21 protein-coding genes are annotated in these 24,926 nt (G+C 57.7%); 6 read left to right on the top strand and 15 right to left on the bottom strand.

The window, feature by feature from the left end:
* Position 1 precedes the first annotated feature (1 nt).
* From I5P96_RS07960 to I5P96_RS07935, 6 genes are all read left to right on the top strand, one after another.
* Positions 2–475 carry a hypothetical protein gene (locus I5P96_RS07960; RefSeq protein ID WP_223381484.1) on the top strand — a complete coding sequence of 158 codons (474 nt, stop codon included), beginning with the start codon at positions 2–4 and terminating at the stop codon, positions 473–475.
* Positions 472–984 carry a stage III sporulation protein AG gene (locus I5P96_RS07955; protein ID WP_223381482.1) on the top strand — a complete coding sequence of 171 codons (513 nt, stop codon included), beginning with the start codon at positions 472–474 and terminating at the stop codon, positions 982–984. Before I5P96_RS07960 ends, I5P96_RS07955 begins: the two co-directional genes overlap by 4 nt.
* Before the next feature lie 49 nt (positions 985–1,033).
* Positions 1,034–1,654: a SpoIIIAH-like family protein gene (locus I5P96_RS07950; RefSeq protein WP_118553009.1), complete on the top strand. Its 621-nt coding sequence runs from the start codon at positions 1,034–1,036 to the stop codon at positions 1,652–1,654.
* Positions 1,655–1,745: 91 nt separating this feature from the next.
* The gene (gene radA / locus I5P96_RS07945; RefSeq protein WP_223381480.1) at positions 1,746–3,158 is read left to right on the top strand and encodes a DNA repair protein RadA; all 1,413 of its coding nucleotides are present in this window, start codon (positions 1,746–1,748) and stop codon (positions 3,156–3,158) included.
* 21 nt (positions 3,159–3,179) lie between these two features.
* Positions 3,180–4,409, top strand: a complete 1,230-nt coding sequence (locus I5P96_RS07940; protein WP_223381479.1) for a tyrosine-type recombinase/integrase — start codon at positions 3,180–3,182, stop codon at positions 4,407–4,409.
* 1 nt (position 4,410) lies between these two features.
* Positions 4,411–4,929, top strand: coding sequence for a GNAT family N-acetyltransferase (locus I5P96_RS07935; protein WP_223381478.1), 519 nt, complete (start codon positions 4,411–4,413; stop codon positions 4,927–4,929).
* Positions 4,930–5,229: 300 nt separating this feature from the next.
* Here I5P96_RS07935 and I5P96_RS07930 read toward each other — a convergent pair whose 3' ends face one another.
* The 15 genes from I5P96_RS07930 to I5P96_RS07860 form a co-directional block, all read right to left on the bottom strand.
* On the bottom strand, positions 5,230–6,057 hold the full coding sequence (locus I5P96_RS07930) for an N-acetylmuramoyl-L-alanine amidase (protein ID WP_223381477.1): 828 nt from the start codon (positions 6,055–6,057) through the stop codon (positions 5,230–5,232).
* An 84-nt stretch (positions 6,058–6,141) separates the two neighbouring features.
* Positions 6,142–8,553: an endonuclease MutS2 gene (locus I5P96_RS07925; RefSeq protein WP_118553005.1), complete on the bottom strand. Its 2,412-nt coding sequence runs from the start codon at positions 8,551–8,553 to the stop codon at positions 6,142–6,144.
* A gap of 260 nt (positions 8,554–8,813) precedes the next feature.
* The gene (locus tag I5P96_RS07920) at positions 8,814–9,065 is read right to left on the bottom strand and encodes a phage holin (protein ID WP_223381476.1); all 252 of its coding nucleotides are present in this window, start codon (positions 9,063–9,065) and stop codon (positions 8,814–8,816) included.
* A 14-nt stretch (positions 9,066–9,079) separates the two neighbouring features.
* Complete coding sequence (locus tag I5P96_RS07915) at positions 9,080–9,367, bottom strand: hypothetical protein (RefSeq protein WP_223381475.1); 288 nt, start codon at positions 9,365–9,367, stop codon at positions 9,080–9,082.
* A gap of 5 nt (positions 9,368–9,372) precedes the next feature.
* On the bottom strand, positions 9,373–10,002 hold the full coding sequence (locus I5P96_RS07910; RefSeq protein ID WP_223381474.1) for a GH25 family lysozyme: 630 nt from the start codon (positions 10,000–10,002) through the stop codon (positions 9,373–9,375).
* A gap of 17 nt (positions 10,003–10,019) precedes the next feature.
* Entirely contained in the window at positions 10,020–10,775 is a 756-nt protein-coding gene (locus I5P96_RS07905) for a hypothetical protein (RefSeq protein WP_223381472.1), read from the bottom strand.
* A gap of 15 nt (positions 10,776–10,790) precedes the next feature.
* On the bottom strand, positions 10,791–12,083 hold the full coding sequence (locus I5P96_RS07900; RefSeq protein WP_223381471.1) for a hypothetical protein: 1,293 nt from the start codon (positions 12,081–12,083) through the stop codon (positions 10,791–10,793).
* Positions 12,071–13,201, bottom strand: a complete 1,131-nt coding sequence (locus tag I5P96_RS07895) for a hypothetical protein (RefSeq protein WP_223381470.1) — start codon at positions 13,199–13,201, stop codon at positions 12,071–12,073. Before I5P96_RS07895 ends, I5P96_RS07900 begins: the two co-directional genes overlap by 13 nt.
* Positions 13,202–13,220: 19 nt before the next feature.
* Positions 13,221–14,525, bottom strand: a complete 1,305-nt coding sequence (locus I5P96_RS07890) for a hypothetical protein (protein ID WP_223381469.1) — start codon at positions 14,523–14,525, stop codon at positions 13,221–13,223.
* A gap of 13 nt (positions 14,526–14,538) precedes the next feature.
* A complete protein-coding gene (locus tag I5P96_RS07885) occupies positions 14,539–15,366 on the bottom strand; it encodes a hypothetical protein (RefSeq protein WP_118552997.1) in 828 nt (275 codons plus the stop codon).
* A 27-nt stretch (positions 15,367–15,393) separates the two neighbouring features.
* On the bottom strand, positions 15,394–16,023 hold the full coding sequence (locus I5P96_RS07880; protein ID WP_118552996.1) for a hypothetical protein: 630 nt from the start codon (positions 16,021–16,023) through the stop codon (positions 15,394–15,396).
* Positions 16,020–23,324 carry a hypothetical protein gene (locus tag I5P96_RS07875; protein ID WP_223381468.1) on the bottom strand — a complete coding sequence of 2,435 codons (7,305 nt, stop codon included), beginning with the start codon at positions 23,322–23,324 and terminating at the stop codon, positions 16,020–16,022. The genes I5P96_RS07880 and I5P96_RS07875 overlap by 4 nt, the downstream gene beginning before the upstream one ends.
* The gene (locus I5P96_RS07870) at positions 23,321–23,707 is read right to left on the bottom strand and encodes an HK97 gp10 family phage protein (protein ID WP_263291094.1); all 387 of its coding nucleotides are present in this window, start codon (positions 23,705–23,707) and stop codon (positions 23,321–23,323) included. The genes I5P96_RS07875 and I5P96_RS07870 overlap by 4 nt, the downstream gene beginning before the upstream one ends.
* 3 nt (positions 23,708–23,710) lie before the next feature.
* Positions 23,711–24,307, bottom strand: coding sequence for a hypothetical protein (locus I5P96_RS07865; RefSeq protein ID WP_118552994.1), 597 nt, complete (start codon positions 24,305–24,307; stop codon positions 23,711–23,713).
* A gap of 32 nt (positions 24,308–24,339) precedes the next feature.
* On the bottom strand, positions 24,340–24,780 hold the full coding sequence (locus I5P96_RS07860) for a hypothetical protein (protein WP_187116969.1): 441 nt from the start codon (positions 24,778–24,780) through the stop codon (positions 24,340–24,342).
* Positions 24,781–24,926: the final 146 nt, after the last annotated feature.

Genomic DNA, 24,926 nt, shown 5'->3' with positions numbered 1-24,926 from the left:
GGTGCAGAACATCAAAGCGGCGGTTGCAGTTTTCTGCACGGCGTGTATCTGCGCGGAGCTGACCGCACAGCTCACGGGGCAGGGGTGGGCCCGGCGCAGCATAAAAGCGGTGGCTGGGTTATATATTTTAGCAGTGGTCCTCTGTGTGCTTCCACAGGCAAAAGGGGAGTGGCAGGCGTTCACTCACCCGGCGGCGTCTTCGGTGGAGCTGGGAACACAGAAGGAGACCGTGCTTCGTACGGCGGCGTCTCAGCTGGAAGATACTTTGGAAGCCCGCTGCCGTGAGGAGCTGGGCGCGGAGGTCACCATCCGCATCGAGCTGGAAGAGACAGCGGAGGGCGTACAGGTCCATTCCCTGACGGTAACGCAGACGGGAGAGGCGGAAGAAACGCGGGACGCGGTAGAGGAACTTCTTCAACATACGCTGGGCGTATCGCCTGTGTGGGACGTGCCCGGCGGGGAGAATGCGCCATGAAACAGCGGGGAGAAGGAACGACATTTGATTTCCGGGCACTGCTGGAAAAGCAGAACCGCACCCGACTGGCCGTGGTGCTGGGCGGCGCGGCGATGCTGTTGTTGCTGCTCTCCGAACTGCTGCCCGCAACGCCGCCTGCGGAACCATCCGCGGCGTCGGCTTCCCAGGCGTCAGCCTACCGGGAGCAGCTGGAAGCACAGCTCCAGGACCTGATCGGGCAGATCGACGGGGCCGGGGCCACGACCGTGATGGTGACACTGGAAACCGGGGAGGAGACCGTCTATGCTACGGACACGCAGTCGGGACAGACCCAAAGCCAGGAAACGCATGTGCTGTTGGATGACGGCACGGCTCTGGCGCAGACGGTCTATTATCCGCAGGTGTGCGGGGTCGCGGTCGTCTGTGACGGCGGGGGAGATGTCCGGATCGCTGCACGGATCACCGAGCTTGTGCGGGCATTGCTGGATATTTCGTCTACCCGGATCTGTGTAGAACAGCGCCGGCCCTGACCGGCTGTTTCCGAACCATTCAGTCACAGAGACAAGGAGGAACATTTCCATGAGAGCTATTTCCAAGAACACCCGAAAAGTGACGGCGCTTACCCTGGCGGCGGCTCTGGTCGTTGCAGTTTATCTGAACTGGCAGTATGCGCGGGCGGGCGTCACACTGGAGGAAAATGCCGTCCAGGTCGCGGCAGGAGCAGACACGGCGGACGAAGCCTCCGCGCCCATTCTGGACGGCCTGATGACCGAGGCGGAAGCCGTTTCCAGCGCCAACAAGAATTATGGAGAAGCACAGCTCGTCAGCGTAGCGAATCACAGCGGCTCCAAGTTCTTTGAGGAGGCCCGGCTCAAGCGGACCAAGGCACACGACGAAGCAATGGACGCCGTGCAGAAGGCATTGAAATCGTCGTCGCTCTCCGCAGAAGAGAAAAAGAGCTACACCCAGCAGTTGACCGGCAATCTGGAAGACCTCCATGCGGAAAATGAGATCGAAACGATGGTCAAGGCCAAAGGCTTTGCAGACTGCCTCTGCTTTTTGCAGTCCGGCCGGGCAGACCTGACGGTGATGACCTCCGGCGACGCACTGACAGCAGCGCAGGTGGCGCAGATCCGGGATATCGTTCTGAGTAAAAGCAGCGTGACGGCGCAGAACATCACCATCGTAGAGGTAAAATAAGAGAGCGGTTGCAGGGGCCAACCGGATGTGGTAATATAAAGAGGAACAAACAAAGCGGGCCTGCCGCCCGGCGGGCCCCACAGGAGCGTCTATGAAAGAACCAAAACTGAAGACCGTTTACGTCTGTTCCAACTGCGGGGAGACCAGCCCGCGCTGGATGGGCCGCTGCCCCAGCTGCGGCAGCTGGAACACCATGAACGAAGATGTGGTCGCAGAGGCCCCCAAGGCGGGGCTTACCGGCGGAAAAGCCGCTGCCCCTGCCCGGCAGGAGGGAGTGACCTCGCTGACGGCCAGGCGCCTGTCGGAGATCAGCACGACCGAGGAGAAAAGCCGCATTCTGACCGGCATCTCCGAACTGGACCGTGTGCTGGGCGGCGGCATCGTGCTGGGCGGTGTGGTCCTGCTCAGCGGTGAGCCGGGCGTGGGCAAATCCACCATGCTGCTGCAGCTTTGTGGTGCCATCTCCAACCAGCACACGGTTTTGTATATTACGGGGGAAGAGTCAGTGCGGCAGGTCAAGCTGCGTGCCGCGCGGCTCAAGATCCCGCAGGAGAACATCTATCTGGTAGCTGAAAATGACGTGGACGAGATCTGCGGCCTGATCGAAAAGGAAAAACCGGACCTTGTGGTCATCGACTCCATCCAGACCATGCGCTGCATGGACATCTCCTCTTCGTCCGGCACGGTCAGCCAGGTGAAGGAAAGCGCGGCCCGGCTGTTGGCGGTGGCTAAAAAGCAGGAGATCCCGATGTTCATCGTGGGCCATGTCAACAAGGATGGTGCCATTGCTGGCCCCAAGGTCATGGAGCACATCGTGGATACGGTGCTATACTTTGAGGGCGATAAAATGTTGCCTTACCGCATCCTGCGGGCAGCCAAAAATCGCTATGGCTCTACGAATGAGCTGGGTATGTTCGATATGACGGGGCAGGGGCTGGAAGAGATCGAAAACCCCTCGCAGATGCTTCTGGAAGGCCGTCCGCTCGGCGTTTCCGGCAACTGCGTCGCCTGCACGATGGAGGGCAGCCGCCCCATTTTGAGCGAAATTCAGGCGCTTGCGACGAAAACGAATTTCCCGGCCCCGCGCCGCGCTTGCAGCGGCTACGATTACAACCGCATGAACCTTCTCATTGCGGTCCTTGAAAAGCGCGCCGGGTATTTCTTCGGCAATCTGGATGTGTATATCAACATCGTCAGCGGCATCACGCTGCGGGATACCGCCTGCGACCTGGCGGTCTGCCTCAGCATGGTCTCATCGCTGCTGGACTGCCCGGTCAGCGACAAATTGATCGCCATCGGTGAAGTCGGTCTGGGCGGCGAGGTGCGCAGTGTGCCCAACCTGGAACAACGTCTGCGGGAGGCGGAACGCATCGGTTTTGAACGTGCCGTCGTGCCGAAGCACAGCCTCGCGCATCTGAACCCGGCGGATTATCCGGGCATGAAGCTCGTAGGGGCGGCTTATATCTCGGATGCGATCCATGCTTTGAAAAACGACCGCCTTTAATGGAAATGATAAGGAAACGATATGTCCATCTATCTTGATGAAAAGAATCCCAGCAAGCACAAACCGTTCGATGATGCTTCAGCGGACATTGTGGAGTATGTGCGTTATCTGGAAGTGATCGCAGGCAAAAGCGCGAACACAGCGTTCAGCTATTACTGCGATCTGCGCGGCTTCAGCCGCTTTATGAAGCGCCGCAGGGGCCTTGTGGCAGAGGATGCGGAACTGAAAGAGATCGACCCCAAAGGGCTCGACACCGCATTCTGGGGCAGCGTGACAAAAGAGGACGTCTACGAATATCTGTATTTTCTGAACCGTGAATGCGGAAACAAAAAGTCCTCTACCGCCCGGCGACTGGCCAGCCTGCATGGGTTTTATGACTATCTGGTCAATCAGGTCAACCGCCTTTCGCAGGACCCGACGGCCTCCATCAAACCGCCCAAGCAGGATAAAGTTCTGCCCAAATATCTGACGGCGGAGCAATCCATGCAGCTGCTGGAAAGCACCCAGCATCAGAGCGATTTCCCGGAGCGGGATTACTGCATGGTCGTGCTGTTTCTGAACTGCGGGATGCGTCTGGCAGAACTGGTCGGGATGGACCTCGGCGACATTGACCTGGAACAGCGGCAGATCCGGCTGTTCGGCAAAGGCCACAAGGAGCGTATGGTCTACCTGAATGATGCCTGCATCGAAGCGCTGCAATTGTATCTCAAAAAGCGGAACACGATGGAAGGTCTGGACCCCAAGGAAAAGGCCGTTTTTGTGACCCGCCGCATGAAAGACCGCATCTCGAACCGCCGCGTGGAACAGCTGGTGACAGGTGCCATGAAGGCGGCAGGATTGAAGGGCTTTTCAACCCACAAGCTGCGGCATACAGCAGCTACGCTGATGTACCAGACCGGCAATGTGGATATTCTGACGCTCAAGCAGCTGCTCGGCCACAGCAGTGTGGGAACGACCCAGATCTATACGCATCTGCAAGAATTTCAGGTTCGCGCAGCCATTGAGCAGAACCCGCTGGGGGAAGTCCGGAAGACAGACTTGGATACAACAAAACAAGAAGCGGGGGAGACCCACGGGGGAATTTCGCCGAACAGTGCAGAAATGGACGCAGGAGCGAAGGATGCTCCGGATGATGCAGCCGAAACGCCGACTGGGCCGATGGAAGCCTTTGATGGGGCTGCCAAAGACGGTTTCCGCGTAGATGTTTCGGCGCTGCGTGAGCCGGATGCAAGTGAGAAAATGGAGCGGTAAAATGGATTATACGAAATTTTCAGGCACTTATACGGTGCGACGACTGCTCCGTGACGATATTCCGTCTGTTTTTGCGCTCTGTGAGAAAAATCCGCAGTATTATGAGCATTGTCCGCCGTTTGTGACGCCGGAAAAGATCGAAGCCGATATGAAGGCCATGCCGCAGCGCAAGACCGGTCAAGAACAGGATAAGTATTATCTGGGCTATTTTGACGTCCACCAGCGGCTTGTGGCGGTGATGGATTTCATCGACCATTATCCGGATGCGCAAAGCGGGTTCATCGGATTCTTTATGATGGAGAAAGACCTGCAAGGAACCGGCGTCGGAAGCTCGATCATCACTGAGCTGTGTGCCTGTCTGGCGCAATGGGATTATCAATACATTCGTTTGGGTTATGTGGATGGAAACGAACAAAGCAGATCGTTCTGGCTGAAGAATCAATTCACAGACACTGGCTTGAGAGATCATACAAACGATTACACCGTCGTTGTGATGAATCGTTTTTTGACAAAAGTGTAGATCAAAAAGCAGAAAAAACAGACCAAGAATACACCAATTGCATATATACCGTAAAAAGGCCGCTGGAGCTCAAAATCGAGCCCAGCGGCCTTAATTGGAAAAAATTGGAGAAAAGAGGACTTTTTCACTCCCCTGTATTTCACATAACGCGCATTATACGAAACTCATGTCGTTGAAAAACAGGCCCCCTCTTCTGCTGTGTTCTACGCGCACAGCTTTGCCGGGAGGCTCATTTTTCGTTTCAGTTTCAGGACGCACACCGTTGCAGGTTCAGGCTATGTGTGTTGCGCCGGGTCTTGTTTATTCCGGCAGCGGCGTAATCTCAAAATATGTACAGATGGCTTCATAGTAAGCGCGGGCGGTTCGCCTGCAACCCTCTTCACTGCCAAACTGTGCAACATCGGCGGCACTGGTCACAAAGCACTGCTCTGCCAGAACGGCCGGACAATTTACATCTTCCAGAATGGTAAAACTGCGCTCTGCCCGCACTTCGGCGTGGCTGGTCTCGACCAGCTGCTTTGCTTCTCCGATGTAATAAATGTAACGGACTCCCCCGCGCCCCCGCAGACTGGCCCCGGCAGAACGCATGGCGCTGGCCAGGCGTTTTGCGAAATAATAGCTTTCCTGATGCCAGGTGCGGCCCGGCACACTGGGATAGCACTCGAACCCGGAGGCTGTGGAGCCTTCCGGTGCAGAGTTCCCGTGGATGGAAAGCAGCAGGTCCGGCGAGAGCGCGTTGGCCGCAGCGGCGCGTTCTGCTGGCTTTGCCGTGGCGTCATAGCTTTCGCGGGTCTGGAGCTGGATAAAATTAGGGTCGGCCTCCAGCCACCCGCGCAGTGCTTCGGCGGTAGCTGCCGTCATCTCCTTTTCCGTTACGATCCCCTGCGCGCCGGGGTCCGAGCCGCCGTGCCCGGCATCGATTGCAATACGATAGGGCGGCGGGCCGAAGGTGGGGCGGAAATCATCATCGTCTACAGCGGGTGTTCCCTGCCCGATCGTAAAGGCTGCATACCACAAATAAAGGCCGAAACAGATCCCGATGAAACAGAGGCAGAGAACGACCGCGTGACGAAATGAAAAGGCCTGATTTTTCTGTTTCTTTTTGCGATGGACTGCATGTTTTGCCATATAGACTTCCCTGCTTTGAATAAAACAAAACCTGCCCGCGAGATCGTTTCAGGGGCAGGTTTCCGGGAAATGCCCGGAGAAATTTTACTTCAGTTCGACCACGGTCACGCCGCTCTCACCCTCGCCGTAGCGGCCAAGGCGGAAGCTCTTGACCATGCGGTTTCCGCGCAGATGCTTGTGGATGGCCGTGCGCAGTGCACCGGTGCCATTGCCATGGATCAGATAGACCACGGTCTGGCCGTTCAGGATGGCGCGGTCGATGAAGGAATCCACCTCCGGCAGTGCCTCATCGACCGTCAGGCCCAGCAGATTGCACTCCATTTTGGCGCTGCGCTGCACCCGCTCTACCCTGCCGTTCGGGCGGTTGGCGTCACCGGTCAGGCGGGAATACCGCTGCTGCGCCTTTGTCTTGGCCTGCGGTTCCTTGACCAGCTTTTCGGGCTGCTTCAGGCCCAGGAGCGGAACTTTGGTCTTGATGATTCCGGCGCGAACGAGGACATCGCCGTTTTTATCCGGCAGAGCCAGCACCGTTGCCAGCTGATTCAGCTCGGCGATGCAGACCTCCTGCCCCACCTTGACCTCCTTCAGCGGAACGAATTCCTTGACCGGATTGTGCACAATCTCGGTGCCGATGAAGAGCTTTTCCGATTCTTTTTTGGCGATCTCCCGCGCGCGCTGAGCCTTCTGCTGAGTGCTCATCCGCTCATCCTTCTGGAGCTGACGCAGCTCATCCGTCAAAGCGTATGCTTTGCTTTCCACCTGCTGCGCCAGTGCACGGGCCTTGGCGCGGGCTGCTTCCAGCTCATTTTCGCCCTGCTGGATGAGTTCGTCCCGCTTTTTGCGGGCGGCATCCAGCTGATGGGCAGCCTCATTGCGAAGCTCTTCCACCTCGTCCTGGCTTTCCTTGAGCTGCAGTTTCAGGTCGTCCAGCTGGCCCAGAACGGCATCTAGACGCTTGTCCTCTGCCGAAAGATGCTGCTGTGCCGCTTCGATGACGCGCTCTGGGATGCCGAGCTTCTCGCTGATGAGGAAGGCGTTGGATTTGCCGGGAACGCCGACGCTCAGCTTGTATGTGGGGCGCAGCGTCTCAAGGTCAAATTCACAGCTGGCATTGACGACGCCTTTCGTTTCCAGAGCGAAGACCTTCAGCTCTGCATAGTGGGTGGTCGCCATCAGCAGCACACCACGGCGGCGCAGCTCTTCGATGATGGCGACTGCTAGCGCAGCACCCTCGGCGGGGTCTGTGCCTGCTCCCAATTCGTCCAGCAGGACCAGTGTGCGGGGCATGGCCAGTTCCAGGATGCCTGTGATCTTCTTCATGTGGCCGGAGAAGGTGGACAGGCTCTGTTCGATGCTCTGCTCGTCGCCGATGTCCACGAGGAACTCGTCAAATACGCAGATCTCGCTGCGCTCGTCGGCAGGAATAAGGAAGCCGCATTGTGCCATGGCACACAGCAGACCGGCCGTTTTCAGGGTGACTGTCTTGCCGCCGGTGTTCGGGCCGGTGATGATAAGCGAATCGTAGTCTCTGCCCAGCGCGATATCCACCGGGACGCACTTTTTGGGGTCGATGAGCGGATGCCGTGCCCGGATGAGTGAGAAGGACGAATCGGTCCGCACGGCAGGCTTAAAGGCCTTCATGTCCAGCGCCAGCCGTGCCTTGGCCAGCAGGACGTCGATCTCCAGCATGGCCTTATAGCTGTATTGGAATTGCGGCTCAATGGCGGCGACCTGTGCCGTGAAGGCAACCAGAATGCGCTCGATCTCCTGCGCTTCCTGTGCGCGGTATTGCAGGATGCGGGCATTTGCCTCAACGACGGCCTGCGGCTCCACAAAGACCGTTGCGCCCGTGGAGGAGACATCGTGGATGATGCCGCTCACTTCGCCGCGGTATTCACTTTTGACCGGGACGACATACCGGCCGTTTCGCATGGAAACGACGCTCTCTTGCAGATATTTGGAGGTGTCCATGTTGCGGACCATAGTTTCCAGACGGTCGCGGATGCTATTTTCAGTGGCGTGAATCTTCTTGCGCAGCTCATTCAACGTGCGGGAAGCCGTGTCAGCCATGGCATCCGGTGCCAGAATGGCGCTGGAGATCTGCTGCTCCAGGCCGGGCTGCGGGGCCAGCGCGTAGAACAGGTCGTCTGTCGGCAGCGCTTCGTGATCCGAGGAACCGTACCAGCTGCTCAGATTCTGGAAGTTGCGGAGTGCGCCCGCCACCATCAGCAGTTCTCCCATCGAGAGGACACCGCCCTTGACAGCGCGGGTCACCAGCTGGCTGACACCCTCCACACCGCCGAACCGGGGCGAACCGTTTTTGATGAGCAGGCTGTTGATGGCATCCGTCTGTTCCAGCGAATAGCGGACCTCGTCCGGGTCGCACTGGGGCTCCAGCGCCAGCATCTGCGCTTTGGCCTCCCGGCAGACGCAACCCTCGGCTGCGCGGGCAATGATCTTATCAAGCTCAAGTGTTTTTAAGTAGCTTGTTTCCATAGTACACCTTCTAACCCTATATAATTGACGCTATATCGTAATATCTGACTGTGCAATGTAGGAATAAAAATGACGTCTAACTGCTGCTGTAGGAGTCGCAATTCCTACACTGCGCATCCATTACGTGTCAAAGGCACGATTCATCCATATCATAAAATAGTATACCATACTCCCTCAAAAAAGAAAACACCCTGTCAAAACTGCATTCCCCGACCCGATCGTCGGAGCCTCTCAGTCTGGCAGGGTGTTTTGTTATTTCGTCAACTCCGGTTCTTCTCTCTGACCCGTTCTAAGGTCTTGTCCGCCTCGATGGCGGCTTCCGTGAACGAATTATTGTACCACCAGTTCACGATGGCCGTCACGATGGTCACCCCAGCGGTCACGAGCTGGTTCACGGTCTCGTTGTCGATGGGGATCACGCTGTGTCCGCCCGCGCTGAGCAGCTGGTTGACCAGAGCCAGAGCGAGGCAGACGGTCCGGACGATGGTCGCGGTCGATACTTTTTTGTCCATTTTGAAATCCTCCGTTATACGGCGTGGATGGGCAGGGCCTTGGCTCGGTTGTAAAGCTCCGTACCGGTGCCGTTCCCGCCCATCATGTGGTAAGTCTTATATAGGTATCCCAGGTTTCGCAGACCGTCCTGCGTGATGTACCCCAGCTCCATGAACCGGTAGCATTCGGTGTAGATGCGGTCGTGCAGCAGTGCCAATACTGCGTTCCAGAGGGCCTTGATCTTCGGCAGCGCAGCCAGAATGCCCGCACCGATCAGCGTACAGACCCATTGGGCCCAGTATTCCATGAGAAACTGCCACATCGGTGTCACGCCTCCTTCATCCGGGTCAGCCCGGCCCGCTTGAGGATGCCGGGGTAGTCCTTGTAGGCATGACTGAGGTCTACGCCGTTTTTCACGCCGGGCACACTCCCCTTGCTCGTATACTGCCACATCCCATGCTTGCGGGTGGGGCGCTTGCCGCGGTAGTCCGCGATCCACAGGTCGAAGTCGGTCAGCTCGTGCATCGCCAGCGCCGTATCGGCGAAGTTCGTGTAGGTGTACACCATGGCATACAGTCCCCACGCTTCGATCTGCTTCGCCTCCATTTTAACGAGCTTCGCCAGCTCCTCCGGCCGCAGGGCTTTCAGGCTGGGGTCTTCCACGTCCACGGCAATGGGCATCGTAAAGTCCTTGCCCTCCAATGCAACTTTCAGCTTTGCCAGCTCCTGTGCGGCATAGAGGGCCGTGGTAGCTTTGGTGTAATAGTACGCCCCTACCGGCAGCCCGGCTTCCACGCAGCCCCAGTAATTTTTCTCAAAGGTCGGGTCGATGTAAATGCCGCCGTATACCGGGCTGGTCGAGACCGTCCGCAGCATCACGCCGTCCACTTTTCCGCTGGCCTTGACTTTCTTCCAGTCCACATTCCCCTGCCAGCGGGAAACGTCTAAAATCTCCATTTTGAAATTTCGCCTCCTTAGGTCGCAACTGCGTAGCTGTAATAGTTGATGTTCACCTTCAGGGTATTGGCATACCAAGCATAGTTGTCAGTGAGTTCTCTGTCACAGGTTGCAGTCACTCTACCATCTGTCGTAAAGTCCCAGCGTACATACAGGCAATGGTAGTAGCTACCAGGATCATCGTATACACTCCATAACTGCTTCACCGAGGAAGAGCCACGAAGAAGCTTACCTACCGTATCAATTTTAACAAATGCCACCTCGCTGCCAAAGGTCGCCATCGTGTGGGTCGCACCTTTATACAGGGTGTCACCCTTGATGGCCGGGCTTACGACCGTTCCGAGAAGAACTTCCGTCGTCTTGGCAATAGCTTGATACTTCTGTTCCAGTGTGGAGATGCGGGTGGTGGCTTCCCGCAGCAGATCGTCCAACGTGGCATAGTCTATGTTGTTGTCCGTGAACACAGGCACCCAGGTCGTCCCGTGCACAGTAGCATGGTTTTTCCGCAGGGTGTGGTTGTTCCACTGGGTGGCGCTGCCGGTCAGGTTGCCTTTGATGCCGCCTGCCGCTTTCAATTCGCCGGTCATGGTGCCGCCGCTCAGCAGCAGGTACTTCACGATGCGGTCGTTCAGGCTCTTGATGCCCTGTTCCGCCGCGCTCATCCGGGTGCCGGTCGCTTTGGCGTCGGCGGGCATGTTCTCCTGGGTCAGGGTCGGGTCGGTCAGCAGCGACAGCGTCGCCTGGTTGCCGACACTCATGGGTCCAAATGCCATTTTGAATTTTCCTCCTTACGCTGCATACTTGTAATAATCGATGTTCACCTTCAGGGTATTGGCATACCAAGCATAGTTGTCAGTGAGTTCTCTGTCACAGGTTGCAGTCACTCTACCATCTGTCGTAAAGTCCCAGCGTACATACAGGCAATGGTAGTAGCTACCAGGATCATCGTATACACTCCATAACTGCTTCACCGAGGAAGAGCCACGAAGAAGCTTACCTACCGTATCAATTTTAACAAATGCCACCTCGCTGCCAAAGGTCGCCATCGTGTGGGTCGCACCTTTATACAGGGTGTCACCCTTGATGGCCGGGCTTACGACCGTTCCGAGAAGAACTTCCGTCACCCCGCCAATGGCCTTGATCTTCTGTTCGCAGGTCGCGATACGGGTGATCGCATCGTTCAGGCTGGTGTTCAGGGCCTTCCCCATCGCGGCGCTCAGCGAGTCGCTCGTGGAGTCGCTGCTCAGGTTGTTCTGGATGCCGCGCCAGCTGTTCGTGTCCTGTCCCGGAATGCCCAGCGCTGTGATATCACCCTTCGTGATGCCCGCCACGCTGGAAACATGCCCCTGTCCGTCCACGGCCAACTTGTAAAGCCCCAGTCCGTGCCCGGTGTAGCCCGGATGGGTGTAGACGGTATCCTGTCCCGGAATGCCCAGCGACGTGATATCGCCCTTCGTGGCACCTGCCACACTGGAAACATGGCCAAGTGCGTCAACGGCGATCTTGTAGAGCCCCGTTCCGCGCGCCGTGTACTTCGGGTGGGTGTAGACGGTATCCTGTCCGGGGATGCCCAGTGACGTGATATCGCTCTTCACAGCCTTTGCTGCGCTCGTCACGTGGCCCAGATTGTCCACTACGATCTTATACAGCCCCGACCCATATGCCGTGTGGCTGGGGTGGACGTATGCATTCGCCCTGATGGCCGCGAGTACATCCGCGTTCGTCTGGTATCCCGCATCGTTCACCAGATTGTTTGTGCCGGTCGGAATTGTAATGGCCACTCGTTTCTGACTGTCCACCGGCATTTTTGTGCCGTTCAGCAGCACCTGCTCGATGACGTTCTCCTGAAACTTTTTGTCGTTGTCCAGGTCTGAGATCTTGGTAGGGATCGTCATCCGAACGGCTTTTTCGCGGTCAGGGAACAGTTGCGTCCCGTTTACAAGGATCTTTTCCAGAACATTGTCTTCGCCGCCCCGTTCGTCGATGGTCTTCACCTGTGCCTGCAATGCCTTCAGCACCATGCCGATCGAACAAGCCATCTGATGCAGCTGTTCTAATTTTGCGTAGATCACATCCGCCATCCGTCTACCTCCCCGAAAGCGTCCTGCATTGCAGTCCGGAACTCTTCATTCGTTGCCCCGCGTGTCGAAATGCGTCCAGCCGCTGTCACGTCCATGCCGTCACCGATCATCACAAGGCCCAGCTCCGTCTTGGTGGCCGGGCGGTTCACGGGCTCTTCCCGCTTGAGCAGAATGACATTCACATGGATGTTCGCCTCCGGTCTGCGCACGGCATAGAACCGCACATAGCCGTCGCCGGTGCTCAGAACGCTTGCCATGCCTGCGTTTTCCGCTTCCTCCCAGTTCACAAGGTCAGTCATGCCCAGCGGGATCATGTCGGAGGTGCAGTTCTTCACGGCCACATCACAGTAATACTGGTTCGGGCCAATGGTAGGCCGCAGCGGCGTCCAGTCGGCCGTCGGCACTGCCAGAAAATAATTCAGGGTGCCCACACCGAACAGGGTCAGGATGATGTCCAGGTCTGCGTCCGGGATGCGGCGGGAAAACAGCCGAAGACAGCCCTTCCGGCTCTCCACACTGCATGCCACACCGGCCGCCGTGGCCGAGGCGTAGCTTTCCAGCGTCATGGCGGCAAACGGCGTGAACCGTTCGGTCAGGTCTTCGACCGGGATGTCGCAGTAATAGGTGAAGATGCCCTGCGCCTGCGGCAAAGTGCCCCACTTGTTCCGGTAGGCCACCAGGTTGAAGGTCTTGTAGTACCCGCCTTTGTAGTCATTTTGAAAATCGTTGACGATGTCCCGCGACCGTTCCGAGTAGAGCTTCGAGCTTTCCTCGCTCAGCTTCGAGTTTTTGGCACTCTTGGCCGAGGCCGCGGCGCTTGCCTTCGATTCTGCTGCGCTCGCCGCACTGGCATCTGCGCTTGCTTTTGAGCTTGCCGCACTGGCTGCACTCTGGCTGGCGCTCTCCTTTGATTCCGCTGCGCTCTTAGCCGAGGCCGTAGCGCTTCGCTGTGCATCCTGGGCGTAGTGCTTGGCCCATTCGAGCCAGTTCTTCATCTGCTCGACCTGTTCGGTCACCCATTCTTTCACCCACTGGATCGCATAGGCAAAGTATTCGCGTACCTCGCGCCCGTACAGCGCTTTCCGGATACCCTCAATGATCTCATCGAAACTCATCATTTTGAAAAATCACCCCGCTTTATTTGTTCAGCCAACTCAGCACGCCCCGCAATTGGTTCTTGATCGTCTTCTGGTTTGTAGTGTTCGCGTTCTGCTGGTCGGTCAGTTTTCTGGGCGGCAGGCCATATTCATACCGCTTGTTGTCCGGTGCATCCAGTGTCAGGGCCGTCTTGGTGCAGACATACCACCCGTCTATCCCATGCGGTTCGGAGACCACATGGGTCTTTTTCAGAAATTGCAGCCGGTCCAGGTCCCGCCCCGTGTCTTTGTAGTCGAACGCTTCGATCATCAAACTCGGTTCTACGTCCTGCTTGTATTCCTTCAGCTGCTTGTCCGCCGTTTCCTGCAAGCTGGCTTCGGTCGTATCCCCATCCACGGTCACGATCTTCTCCACTACGCCGTATTTGCTTTCCGCTTCGTCGTTCTTCGCCACCGCCACTATGGCCGATGTGGAGTATTTCTTCCAGATCCACCACCCGTGCGATTCCGTCTTTGAGCCATACGCCGTGATCCGGGTCGCAAAGTCGTTGGGGATCTTCTCGGTATAAGTCAGGTCCAGCAGGTTCGAGCCGTAATAAATCGCCTGCTGGGTCGTCTCTTCGATGTCCAGCAGGTAATCCACACAAATGCGCCACACATCACCGGATGTTTCGATGCGCGTTCGCAGATATCCGTCGTATTCGTCCAGAAAAAGCGTGTTCAACAGGTTCCAGTGGGTGTCGATCTGGGTGCCTTTGTCGGTCGTATCAACGGTCTTCCCGTTTTGCACCGTCACTTTCCCGATGCAGATCAACCCGCAGTCAGCCCTTCCCAGAGCGAACAGCTGGTTGAACAGAGTGTCTGCATAATACGTATCGAACCATTTTGAAGTTTCGCTCCGAGCCTTCGTCAGGGTGTAAGTCGCCGGGTCCAGTTTCCAGCTCTCGTCCTGCATCACGCCAAGAGCTCCCTCGGCGTATACACGCCAGCTCCGGTCAAACTGCTTTTCCAGTTCTGTCACCCGCCCAACGAAGATGGGCTTGTCGTCTTCTTCCACGCATACCCAGCTCTTGCGCAGCTTCAGCGCGTCGTACACGGGGTTCCGGATCGTAGCAAACGGCGTCTCGATCTCATATGGGATGCTGCACTCAAAGCTGTTCAGCTGGTTTTTCTCCTGCGTCAGTACCGGGTCCAGCACGACCTGTCCGGGGACATCTCCTTCGATGTGGTCGCCCGCTGCGTCGTAAAGTGTCACCCGGTCTACCCATCGGAACCCGACCCAGCTCCCCTCGCGAAAGGCTCCTTCCGCCCGCTCGATCCTTCCGGCATATACCCGATATCCCATTTTGAAAAGCTCCTTATAAGTATGCTGGCAGGTAGGTCACATTGACCACCTGTCGGATCAGGGTCATGTTCTTCAGCTTCAGTTCATACACGTCATATCGCAGGTCGTCGTCGATGACACCCAGCGCGATCTCTATGTTGTTTACCAGTCGGCGCTCTGCGCGGTCCGTGTAGAGTCCTGCAAGCCCTGCATACCGGTACGGCAGGGTACGGCTTTTGTAGAGCCCTGCGACCACTCCGCCCCCTCCTCTGGCCCGCACGACGCTTGGTTTTTCGGACGGCGGCAGATACAAATTTACCTGCTCCTGTCCTCTCAGCACCAGATTCTTTGCATACGGCAGCGCCAGGTCGGTCGTAAAATTGAATGGGTCCCAGAGCCAGTCGTCCTGAATGTTGTTGTATAAATATTTGAACGGGTAAAGGCTGTATTTCAGCGTAATGACTGTGTGGTCGTTCTGCTGCTTGATACCTCCGCTCACCCAGACTCTTCCAAAATAAAAGAACGCCGGGTCATCCTCCAGCCGCACAGACTGCTTCATCGGCTTTGCGATGTCTTCGTTCAGTGCTTTTGCAAGATGATCCAGCGCCTGTTTTCCAACTGGCGAGGAACCATACTGCCCTCTCCAGGATTCGGTATCCAGATAAAACTCCCAGCTTCCTTCACGGGCCTTGAATACCGCCTCGCCCGTGACACTTTTGGAAAGATACACCGCCCCGTTCCGTCCTTCGACGTCCAGGGAGATGGTCTTTTCAACCGGGGGAGCGATCACCGGGGGAGTGACCGGGATCATGTGCCAGTCATCCCAGGTGTTCTTGTCGCCAATGGTGATGGAATGATACATGCTGCTCCCTCCATTTTGAAATTTCGGTTATTGTCGTTCTTCGTTCTGGGGCGCGAAGTTGTAACTGATGGCAAATACCATCTTTCCTTCGTTGGGTTTCACACTGCTCACCCAGCACCGCCCCTCGTATTCGGCATCTCTCGGCCCGCTTACAGCCGTGGCATCCACGTGCATCCGCACTTTGCAGTCTTTTCCCTGAATAAACCGCATCAGTCGGTAGTAGGTGCTGCTCCACTCGCCGGTTCGGGTATGCCATCCGTGATATAGCTTCAGGCTCATTTCGTTCGGTCCGGGAATGCCGCATCGCATCCGCACCTTCACCCAGTCTTTCAGGCTGTTTGCGCCATAGTCATCCCAGCTCGCATGCAGGGTTCCGTCCTGGACGTAATAAAACTCCCAGGTTCCCGTCGCGTTCTTATACACCCGTCTCAGGGCAGCCGGATACTCCGGTGCTCCGTGCATCGCGGGGATGCTGACGGTCTTGCAGTTTTCTTCAAATGCGTTTACATGCAGCGGGCTCAACGGCACCAGATTCAGGTCTTTTGTCGAACAACTTTCGTACTGCCCTGCACCGTTCTTTACCAGGAACGTAACCGACGCATACTCCGCCAGCGGGTTTCCGCCGATGTACAGGCGCAACAGATCTACGCTATTCATCGCCGTCTCCGTTCTGCCCGTTCCATGAGCTTCGTATCCACATCCTCGATGATCTCTCCGACCAGCTTTCTCCGGTCAATGGAAAGCTTCATGTTTCGCACCGCCTCGCTCACCGCGTCCACCCGGCTGCCCAGGCTCTCAATGGCTGCCACGACGTCATCGTTGCCGCTTGCGGCAGCTGCTGTCGGTTCTCCATTTTGAATTTCCCGGCGCTTGGCAAAGCTGCGCATCAGCTGGGTGGGCTGTTCGAAGCGGGCGTTCAGGGTCCCGTCCGGGTCTGCGAAGGCGCTCTGCATCCAGTTGGCGCTGTTGCGCACCCCTTCCAGATCCACCACGGGCGTGATGGTCGGGCTGAAGTCCGCGTCCTCATCAAAGCAGCTCAGGATCATGTTGGCGCTCATCTGCGCAGCACTCAGCGCCGAGCGCATCACGTCGTTCATGCTCCGGTCCACAGCGTTCCCGCTGTCCGCGATGCCATTGGCAAAGCCAAGACTCATGTATTCGCCCAGCTGGGCCATCACGGTCGAGGGCGAGTGGATGCCGAAGAAGCTCTTCACCCCGTTCACAAGGCCTGTGCACAGGTTCTTGATGCCGTCACCCACAGCCTTCGCTGCCCCGGTGATGCCTTTCCACAGTCCCTTGACGAGGTTCTTGCCGACCTCCACGAACTTCGAGAACAGGTTCCGCAGCCAGTCCAGCGCCCTGCCGAAGAAGTTCTTCACCTTGTCCCAGTTCTTCACCAGCAAGGTGATGACCACTGCACCGGCCGCAACGACCGCCGCTATAAGCAGACCATGCGGGCCGATCGATGCCGCCAGCGCGGCCAGCTTTGCGCCGATCGTAGCCACAAGCCCGCCTTCTCCGCCGATGGTCGCTGCCAGTCCGGCCAGTTTGGTGCCGATCGTGGTCAGAAGCCCGCCTTCGCTCACCACACCGCCCAGTGTCGTGGCCAGTGTGCCGCTCAGCTTCTTGCCAGCGGTCGCCAGCATCGGACCGACGGTGTCCAGCACAGTCTTTCCGAAGTCGCTGCCCATAAAGTCCAGCACGGCCGCAATGCCGCTCGTCAGAGCCTGTCCCCAGTCTCCGCCCACCGCTGCGGTGATCATGCTGTACACGTCGGTGATGACTTCGGTCGCGCCTTCCCGCACAACCAGCCCGAAGGCGTTGGCCATGTTCTGTGCGGCTTGCGGGAATTTGGTCTGTACCTTCTGCCAGACGTCCTGGAATCCCTTTTGGATCGGCTTCCAGTTCCGGGCGATGGCATAGCCCAGCTGCATGGTCATCCGCTTGCCGCTGTCGTCCAGATCGAACGCCGTGGCCAGATCTTCGGCAAAGCCCACGAAGTTGTACTGTTCACCCTGCCACTCGGCCAGTGCATCCAGCGCCGCTTCGCTGTCCTTGCCGCTCTGTTTGACGGCTTCGTTGTACTTGTTCTGTTTGTTCGTCAGCTTCTTGACCGAATAGGCCATGCTGTCCAGAGCCGTACCAACGCCCAGAATGGCGGTCATCGTGCCCTGGGTGGAGGCGAGGCGCGCCTCCTTGCTGTCTGCACCGTACTGCTTGACCGCCGCCTTGTAGGCTTCCTCCCGCTGCGAGAGGTCGCCGTCGTTGTAGATCTTTTTCAGCACGTTCTGCCGGTTCGTGATGATCTTTTCCTGCTTTTCCAGCATGGCCAGCGCATCGTCAAAGGCGTCCAGCTGGGCCTGGTTCATCTCGTTGATGAGGTCCTGCTGTTCCTTCTGCTCTTCCAGCCACCGCCGGTAGGCTTCCTGGGTCTTCAGGCTCTCCTCGCCGAACTCGGCTTTCAGCTTGGTGTACTCCTCTTCGGTGGCCGTCACGACCTTCGCCTGGATGCCGATCTTCTTGTTCAGGTTCTCGATCTTCTTGTTTGACTTTTCCTCCACCGTGGCCGTGTCTTCGTACAGGCTCGCCCACAGTTCGTACTCGTCCGTCGCAGTGCTGGCTTCGTCGTCGTACCGGTCTTTGATCACCTGGAACAGCGTCGCCTGCTTCTTTCCCTTCAGCTCAGCCAGTGTCTTCTCCTCGTTGAGGTAGGTCGCATACGCATCGCTCTTCTGGGTGTCGGTGGAGCTCTTCTCCGCAAGGATCTTGTCGTACTGTTCCTTCGCGATGGCCACCCGGTCGGTCTGGTCCGCGATAGCCTGCGTCAGGCTGTCGGTCTTCTTTTCCACCAGGGCTTCCACGCTCGACGTGTCGCCTTCGGTCAGCTCCCACAGTGCATATTCCTTGTCGGCGGCGTCCATCTTGGCCTTGTTCGCTTTCAGCTTCTTGGTGTACTCGTCCACCAGTTTGTCCGCCTCGGTCTTGGTCGTCTTTGTGGTGCCGCCGCCCTTGGGTTTCTTGCCGGTAGCCGGGGTCGGGGTCGTCGGTGTTTCGGTGGGGTTCTTGTACAGGTCCTCAAACCACGACATGTCGCCGCCAAGGCCCGTGTCTTTCACCGCGAGCAGGTTCTTTCCCGCGTCCGTGGTCAACCATTTTGAACCCATGTCGAACTTCCCGGTCCCGCTTCCGGTCCCTTTGAATCCGTTCGCAAATGCGGTCAGTGCATTCTCGCCTGCGGTCTTTGCCTTTCCAGTCAGGCTGTTCAGCTTGCCAGCGGCAGCGTCTACCACATTGCCCATGGCGTCCACGACGGTCTGCTTGGTGTCGTTGAGGCCGTTCGCAGTGCCTTGGTTGATGTTCTCACCGTATCCATAGGAAAGTTCACTCGGTGAATGGATCTTCCAGAATCCGGTAAACACATTTGCCACAGCGGTTGCCACACTGTGCATGGCGTTCTTGACCTTGGCCAGTGCACCTTCATCCTGCAAGCCGTTCTGTAAGCCTTCCAGAATGTATCGCCCATTCTCCGCCATGACCGTCGAGGGGGAGTTGATGCCGAACACCTCTTTGAATTTGTCGATGACGGCCATTCCGATGTTTTTGACCACATTGACCAATGCGCCAAGGGGCCGGTCATCGTCGAAGATCTGCATGAACCAATCCCCGATGCCGCTAGCAGCAGTTTTAATGGCCGACCAGATGCCTGCAAACAATTCACCCCATGTCTCCGGAACACCCAGAAAGCCCAGCGCATCTTTCAGTTCCTGCCAAAGCACAGGAACTACAGCGCGCACAAGGGCATCGAACGCTTGGGCAATCGGCCCTGCACACTGCACGATCACGTTGCACAGCATGTTTATCACGGCAACGAGCGCCTGCTCGATGTCGGGAGCTGCATTGATGATGGCCTGACAGATCGGCCCGGCAAACATCGAGAGGATGCTCAGGATGGCAGTCGCTCCCGCCAGCTTCAGCGCACCGGTAGCAAAGGTGTCGAAGGCCTCGCCCAATGTTCTCAGTCCTGCTCCCAGCAGCGGGCAAAGGCTCTCAATCTTTCCCGCGATCATCAGGATGGCGATCAATCCGCTGATAGTGACCGCCGCCGTTGCAAGCGACTGCCAGTTCACCAGATTGAAGATGACGCAGGCAGCCGCCAGCTTGATAAGTCCGCCCGACAGTGTGTTGATGACCCACGCCGCATTCAGCGCATCGCCCTTCAATTTCGAGAGTCCCCAAATAGCAACAGCCATTCCGGCAACGGATACTCCGCATTTGAATAGGGCATCCACTGCGCTATCGCCAAGGCGTGCGTACACCGCCACAGCACCCGCCAGCACGAGCATTGCCCCGGAAATGGTCAGCATCGCCGTTGCACCGGCTGCCATGCTTGCCGCATTTCTACCGCTCAGCAGACCAACCACAGCAAACAGCGACAAGAGACATGCTTCGATTGCGACAAATCCCTTCGCCAGATTCTCGGTCGGCACCAGTGAGATTGCCGCCATAGCCCCGGCCAGCAGAGCCACGCTTGCTGCAATGGTCACGAAGGCCGCTCCGGCCCGCAGACCGATCTTACTCTTTGCCCCAATAAGGGCAAGCTCCGCAAGAAAGACTGCGATCACGCCGAACGCATTGGACAATGCGTCCGTGTTGATGCCCTCAATGATCTTACAGGCCCCGGCCAGCGCCAGGACGCCAACACTCAGCGCCGCAAAACCAGCTCCATTTTGAAAATTGAACGAGCCCCATTTCTTCATCGCAATCGCAATTCCGGAAAGTCCTGCCATCAGGAACAGGATCGCCGTCGTTCCGACTGTGATGTTCTCCCAGTCGTCCATCTCGGCCAGCATCTTCACGGCACCGGCCAGAGTGCGCACCGCCACGCCAAAGGCCAGCAGTGCGGCCGCCATCGAGACCAGGGTCTTCGGGCTGATGACCTTTCCTTCCAGTGTGATGATGGAGCGCATCGCCTGCCCAAAGACCCAGAATGCCGCCACCAGCGTGGCAATCGCCATGGTCACTCCAGCCACCGAGTCGGTGATGTTTCCGTTCTGGAACACCGCTAGCAGGTTACTGACACCGTTCAGGATGTTCTTCACGGCAAGCCCCAGCCCCACCAGTGCGGCCGCAGTGCCCCACAGCGTAGCGGCGTTCAGGGCCGTTGCCTTCAGGCTCTCCATGGCCTTGCTGAACTTTTTGGTCGAGGGGGTCAGCAGTTTTCCTGCGATCACCAGTCCTGCACCGAACGCCAGAATGGTGGTGATGATGTCATGGAACCGGTCTTCCGGCACCTGTGCCATCACCCACATGGCTCCGGCCAGAACGAGGATGGATACTGCAATGTTCCGCATCGCTTCGCTGGACTGGTTTTTCTGCCAGGTCTTCAGCGCGCTCGTCAGCTGCTTGAAACTCCCCGCCATGGCATCAAAGGCCCTCGTCACAGGCCCTTTGAACAGGTCTCCCACCAGACTCGAAAAGCTCTTGGACGCCTTCGCGAACTGCCCGATGCTGAACGCCAGCAGCCCCACGTCGATCAAGCTCAGCAGGCGGTAAACATCCGTTCCGCTGATGGAGTCGAAGCCCGCCTTCAGCGCCTCGAAGAACTTCTTCACCGGGTCTGCCACGGTGTCCGCCGTCGCTTCGATGCTCGAAACGTTCTTCTTGAAGGTCGTCGCAAAGGTCGTCACGGCCTCTCCGATCTTCACCGGCAGATTCGTCAGGGTTGTCTCCAGACTGTCTGCACCCTCCAGCTGGCCCTTCACCCATTGTTTGAGGAAGTCCGCTGTCTCGCCCAGTTTCGCGATCATCCCTCCGGCCACCGCGCCAAGGACACCCAGCAGGGTCAGTCCGCCGCCTGCCGCCTGTCCTGCCAGCACGATCAGAGGTTTCAGCACGTTCTGCGCATTCTCAGAAAGCCCGCTGATCCAGCTCAGGTTCCCACCGCTCTGCACGAGGGCGTCCAGCTGCTCTTTCAGCCCGGCCAGCGAGAAGTTCTTCGTGAGGTTTTTCAGGTCCCCCAGCGGGCTCAGCAGCTTTTTCAGGCTGGCCCGGATGGCGTCGAACCGCTCCCCCAGGGTCTTCGTGCCAGTCAGCGCTTCGCCCACTTCGGTCACAAAATCTCCGAAGCCTCCCGCCACGTCAAGGATGCCGTCCTTCACTGGCTTCAGCACGTCCGCCAGTCCACCCAGCAGCTTCACCGCCGTCTTCACGACCTTTGCGATGGTGTCGGTGCCGACCCGGATGACCCGGAACAGTCCCGTAAAGGCGCCCCTGATCTTTGTGGCGGTCTCCTCGCCGATAATGAGCTTGCTCGTGGCGTAATCCAGCCCTTCCGCAAAGCTCTTGATCTGCTTGCCGCTCGTCGGCGGGAAGATCTCCTGGAACGCATCGTGGATGGGCTGCACCAGAGCACTCAGTGCATCCATGATGTTCCACAGACTCTGCATCAGGTGTTCGCGGCCCGAAAGCTCGCTCATACCGGCGGCATAGTCTGCCAGGCTGGCTTCTCCGGTCCGGAACTCCTCGTTCAACCGGCTCAGCGCTTCATAGTCCCGCTCAATGGCTTCCTTGTCCAGATTGCGGGCATCCAGCGCCTCGTCACTCATGGCGAGGTACTTTTCCAGGCTGACGAGGGTCACGTCCAATCCATTTTGAAGCAGCTCGGCGTTGACGCCGCCTTCCCGCAATGCGTTCGCAAAGCTGCCCGCTTCTTCAATGGATTCTTCGGTCACCGCCCCGCTGGCCAGTGCCACTTTTTGCAGCACGGTGTCGTAGGTCTCCGCCTGGTCGCCCAGCTTGTCGTTCAGCTGTTTCCAGCCGGTGTCGAGACCCTCTTTCAGCCGTTCGTTCAGCGCGTCGATGGACGGTACGAAAATATCGTACAGCCGGTTCGCCAGTTCCGTCCAGGTCTCGGTCGCTTCCTCCTTGTTGCCGAAGAAGGTCTCGAAGACTTTCATCCAGGAGGAACTGACTGCGTCCTTCGTGGAGTCGATGGCCTGCTCGAAGCTCGTTGCCTGCTGGGCCGCCAACGCCGCGCGCTCTGCCAGCTCGCCATATTGCCCGCTCAGTTTCTCCAGCGCCTCGGAGCTGGTCATGCCAGGGTTCTGCTGCACCATATCGTACGCAGCTTCCATCATGGAGGCGTACTTTTCGAAGGTCTTTTCCATGACCTTCGTGTCAGCCCACTTGTTCGAAAGGGTACTTTCGAAGGTGGCAATGGTCACCTCGCCCTCTTTCAGTTTGCCCATCTCCACAGCCGTGTCGATGAGTTCCTGTTTCAGAGCCTTGGTGGCCGTGCCCATCAGGTTGAGGCTCTTCCAGTCCTGCAATTGCAGGTGACCGGCGCTGTAACTCTGGGTCAGGTTTCGGATGGTGCTCTGGAATGCAAAGCCCGTTTTACCGGCGTCGGCGGTGGCGTTGGCGATGCCCATAATCATGGGGATCATCTTCTTGATGTCGCCGCCTGCCGCAGTCATCTGCGAAAGGGCACTCGTCATCTCGCTGAAGCTGTAACTCGTCTCATCCGAGTACCACATCAGCTTGTTCAGGTAGCCGTTGACGTTGTCGATGCTTTCGCCCGTCGCGTTCATGATGGTCTGCACATTCGAGGTCTTCTCGGTGTACTTATTCCATCCGCTGGCCACCTGGTCCACCGAAAGGCTCTTCACCAGACGTTCGCCGGTGTCCACGATCTTGTTCGTGATGTTGGTCAGTGCGGCCACAGCCATCACGTCCAGCGCGTTGAACTTCACCTTCAGGGTGTCCAGTGCGCCTTCCATCTCGTCGAAGTTCACGTTCCGCTGGGCTTTTTCGATGTTTTCGAAGCCCTTGTCCACGTCCTTGAACTGCAACTTTTCCTGGAGCCGGTCCAGAGTCTTCATGCTCTCGCGCGTGTTCTTCTCAAACTGTGCGTTGTCAAACCGCATTTCGACCACGCGCTGGTCTACTTCTCTGCTCATCCTCTCTGCACCTCCCTCCATGCTTTGCGGGCGATTTCCTCAAAGATCGGCTTCATGGCCGGGTTGATATAATCAACGCCTTCCACATAGCCGCCGTTCCGTGTGCTGTGCCCGTACTGTAAAATGACCGCGATCGGTACGTCGTCCACGACGTTCGTGTTCGACCAGGTGATCACGATGCTGTCGGCCCCTTTTGTCACCCGGTAATTCCAGCTCGCGGCGGTCTTTCCGGTGTCTTTCGGGGTCGCCTCAGCCAGCGCTGCCACGCCCCTTTTGCCGTACTCGTCCAGCACCGCATCCAGGTCCATCCGGCTCACCCGCTTCAAAAATCCGCTCGTCTTCTTAAACTTTCCCTTCTGACGAAATACAATGATTTTTGGCATTCATTACCCTCTCGCGCCATATTTCTTCATCCGCGCTGCATTCAGCTCTCTGCGCTGGCGCAGTGCGTCTTTCCGGCTCATCTTCCGGGGCGGAGCCTGCTCTTCCTGACAGACCCGGATCAGGGTCATCAGGCGGTTCAGATGCCACCGCTCGCATTCAATGGGAACCCCGGCCTGGAACATCCGGGAATATAACACCTCGCTCGTCAGCACCTTCCCCGTGCCGGGCGGCCGCCTTCTTGCGCGGCGCTTTGCGGTTCCATTTTGATTTTTTTCGCCCGGTCTCCCTTCGCCTGCAAACCAGGTCGCGGTCATCGGGTCTTCCATATATCGGTAAATAGCATTCAGGTTTTCCACCGTCAGCCGGGCGTACACCGTCGGGTCCACGCCCTGAGTCACCGTCATGCAGCGCACAAAGTCCTGCATCTGTTCCGGTGTCTTTTCGATGCTGTCGTCGAAAAACGGGATATGCCACTTGCTTTCCCATTTGGACAGGGAGACAAGCGAATACTCCAGCCGCAGCGTCACCGCCTTCGTGCTGGTAAATTCCGCCCGCCTCGCATCCCAGAGCTCCTCGCCGGGAATTGTGATCTCAAACATTCGTCTTATCTCCCTGTGGTTTCAAATGTGGGTCAGCCCTGTGCAGAGCTGGTCACTGCCAGCGTCACGGGCACGGCCTGCGCTGCCGGGTTTGCACCGGGCTTTGCGCTGAACTTGCCATTCGGGGCAAGTGCGTTGATGAACTTGGTGGCCTTTTCGGTGTCGGTCGCCAGCGACATGTAGAAGTCAGAAAATGCCTGGGTCGCCGCAAAGTTTGCGAAGATCTCCGGGCTCTTCATGAACCGGCGGCCGTCGGCGCTCTTCTCGCCGTAGGCCTTCTCGATCACGGTCTTGAACAGTTCCACCAGCTCCTTCTGGCTCTTCGCCTTCACGATGCGGTCGATGTACTCCTGCAAGCCGCCCTCCACAGAGAGGCTCCATTCGGTGATCTCCGCCTCAGTCAGGTTGAAGTAGAAGTTTTCGGTGCGCTCCACACCGTCAAAGTCGGTGTAGGTAATGGGTTCACAGATCATGGTTTTCTCCTTTCAATAGCTGCCTGTCCGCTGCCGCGGAGCCCGGCATTTTACGCCCGGTCGGGCTTTTTTTCGTCCAGCACTCGCAACACCGCCCTGCCAATGGCTCCCCTATCAGGGGAGCTGGCGAGCGAAGCGAGACTGAG

The organism is Faecalibacterium prausnitzii (assembly GCF_019967995.1).
Lineage (GTDB): Bacteria > Bacillota > Clostridia > Oscillospirales > Ruminococcaceae > Faecalibacterium > Faecalibacterium prausnitzii_E.
This window is presented reverse-complemented; position numbering and strand designations above follow the sequence as displayed.

Bases quoted from the DNA above. Each gene is read 5' to 3' on its own strand.
- I5P96_RS07935 (WP_223381478.1), top strand. From the start codon at position 4,411: ATGGATTATACGAAATTTTCAGGCACTTATACGGTGCGACGACTGCTC.
- I5P96_RS07890 (WP_223381469.1), bottom strand. From the start codon at position 14,525: ATGGGATATCGGGTATATGCCGGAAGGATCGAGCGGGCGGAAGGAGCC.
- I5P96_RS07870 (WP_263291094.1), bottom strand. From the start codon at position 23,707: ATGCCAAAAATCATTGTATTTCGTCAGAAGGGAAAGTTTAAGAAGACG.
- I5P96_RS07915 (WP_223381475.1), bottom strand. From the start codon at position 9,367: ATGTGGCAGTTTCTCATGGAATACTGGGCCCAATGGGTCTGTACGCTG.
- I5P96_RS07940 (WP_223381479.1), top strand. From the start codon at position 3,180: ATGTCCATCTATCTTGATGAAAAGAATCCCAGCAAGCACAAACCGTTC.
- I5P96_RS07860 (WP_187116969.1), bottom strand. From the start codon at position 24,780: ATGATCTGTGAACCCATTACCTACACCGACTTTGACGGTGTGGAGCGC.
- I5P96_RS07955 (WP_223381482.1), top strand. From the start codon at position 472: ATGAAACAGCGGGGAGAAGGAACGACATTTGATTTCCGGGCACTGCTG.
- radA (WP_223381480.1), top strand. From the start codon at position 1,746: ATGAAAGAACCAAAACTGAAGACCGTTTACGTCTGTTCCAACTGCGGG.
- I5P96_RS07875 (WP_223381468.1), bottom strand. From the start codon at position 23,324: ATGAGCAGAGAAGTAGACCAGCGCGTGGTCGAAATGCGGTTTGACAAC.
- I5P96_RS07950 (WP_118553009.1), top strand. From the start codon at position 1,034: ATGAGAGCTATTTCCAAGAACACCCGAAAAGTGACGGCGCTTACCCTG.
- I5P96_RS07895 (WP_223381470.1), bottom strand. From the start codon at position 13,201: ATGATGAGTTTCGATGAGATCATTGAGGGTATCCGGAAAGCGCTGTAC.
- I5P96_RS07920 (WP_223381476.1), bottom strand. From the start codon at position 9,065: ATGGACAAAAAAGTATCGACCGCGACCATCGTCCGGACCGTCTGCCTC.
- I5P96_RS07905 (WP_223381472.1), bottom strand. From the start codon at position 10,775: ATGGCATTTGGACCCATGAGTGTCGGCAACCAGGCGACGCTGTCGCTG.
- I5P96_RS07925 (WP_118553005.1), bottom strand. From the start codon at position 8,553: ATGGAAACAAGCTACTTAAAAACACTTGAGCTTGATAAGATCATTGCC.
- I5P96_RS07865 (WP_118552994.1), bottom strand. From the start codon at position 24,307: ATGTTTGAGATCACAATTCCCGGCGAGGAGCTCTGGGATGCGAGGCGG.
- I5P96_RS07910 (WP_223381474.1), bottom strand. From the start codon at position 10,002: ATGGAGATTTTAGACGTTTCCCGCTGGCAGGGGAATGTGGACTGGAAG.
- I5P96_RS07900 (WP_223381471.1), bottom strand. From the start codon at position 12,083: ATGGCGGATGTGATCTACGCAAAATTAGAACAGCTGCATCAGATGGCT.
- I5P96_RS07885 (WP_118552997.1), bottom strand. From the start codon at position 15,366: ATGTATCATTCCATCACCATTGGCGACAAGAACACCTGGGATGACTGG.
- I5P96_RS07880 (WP_118552996.1), bottom strand. From the start codon at position 16,023: ATGAATAGCGTAGATCTGTTGCGCCTGTACATCGGCGGAAACCCGCTG.
- I5P96_RS07930 (WP_223381477.1), bottom strand. From the start codon at position 6,057: ATGGCAAAACATGCAGTCCATCGCAAAAAGAAACAGAAAAATCAGGCC.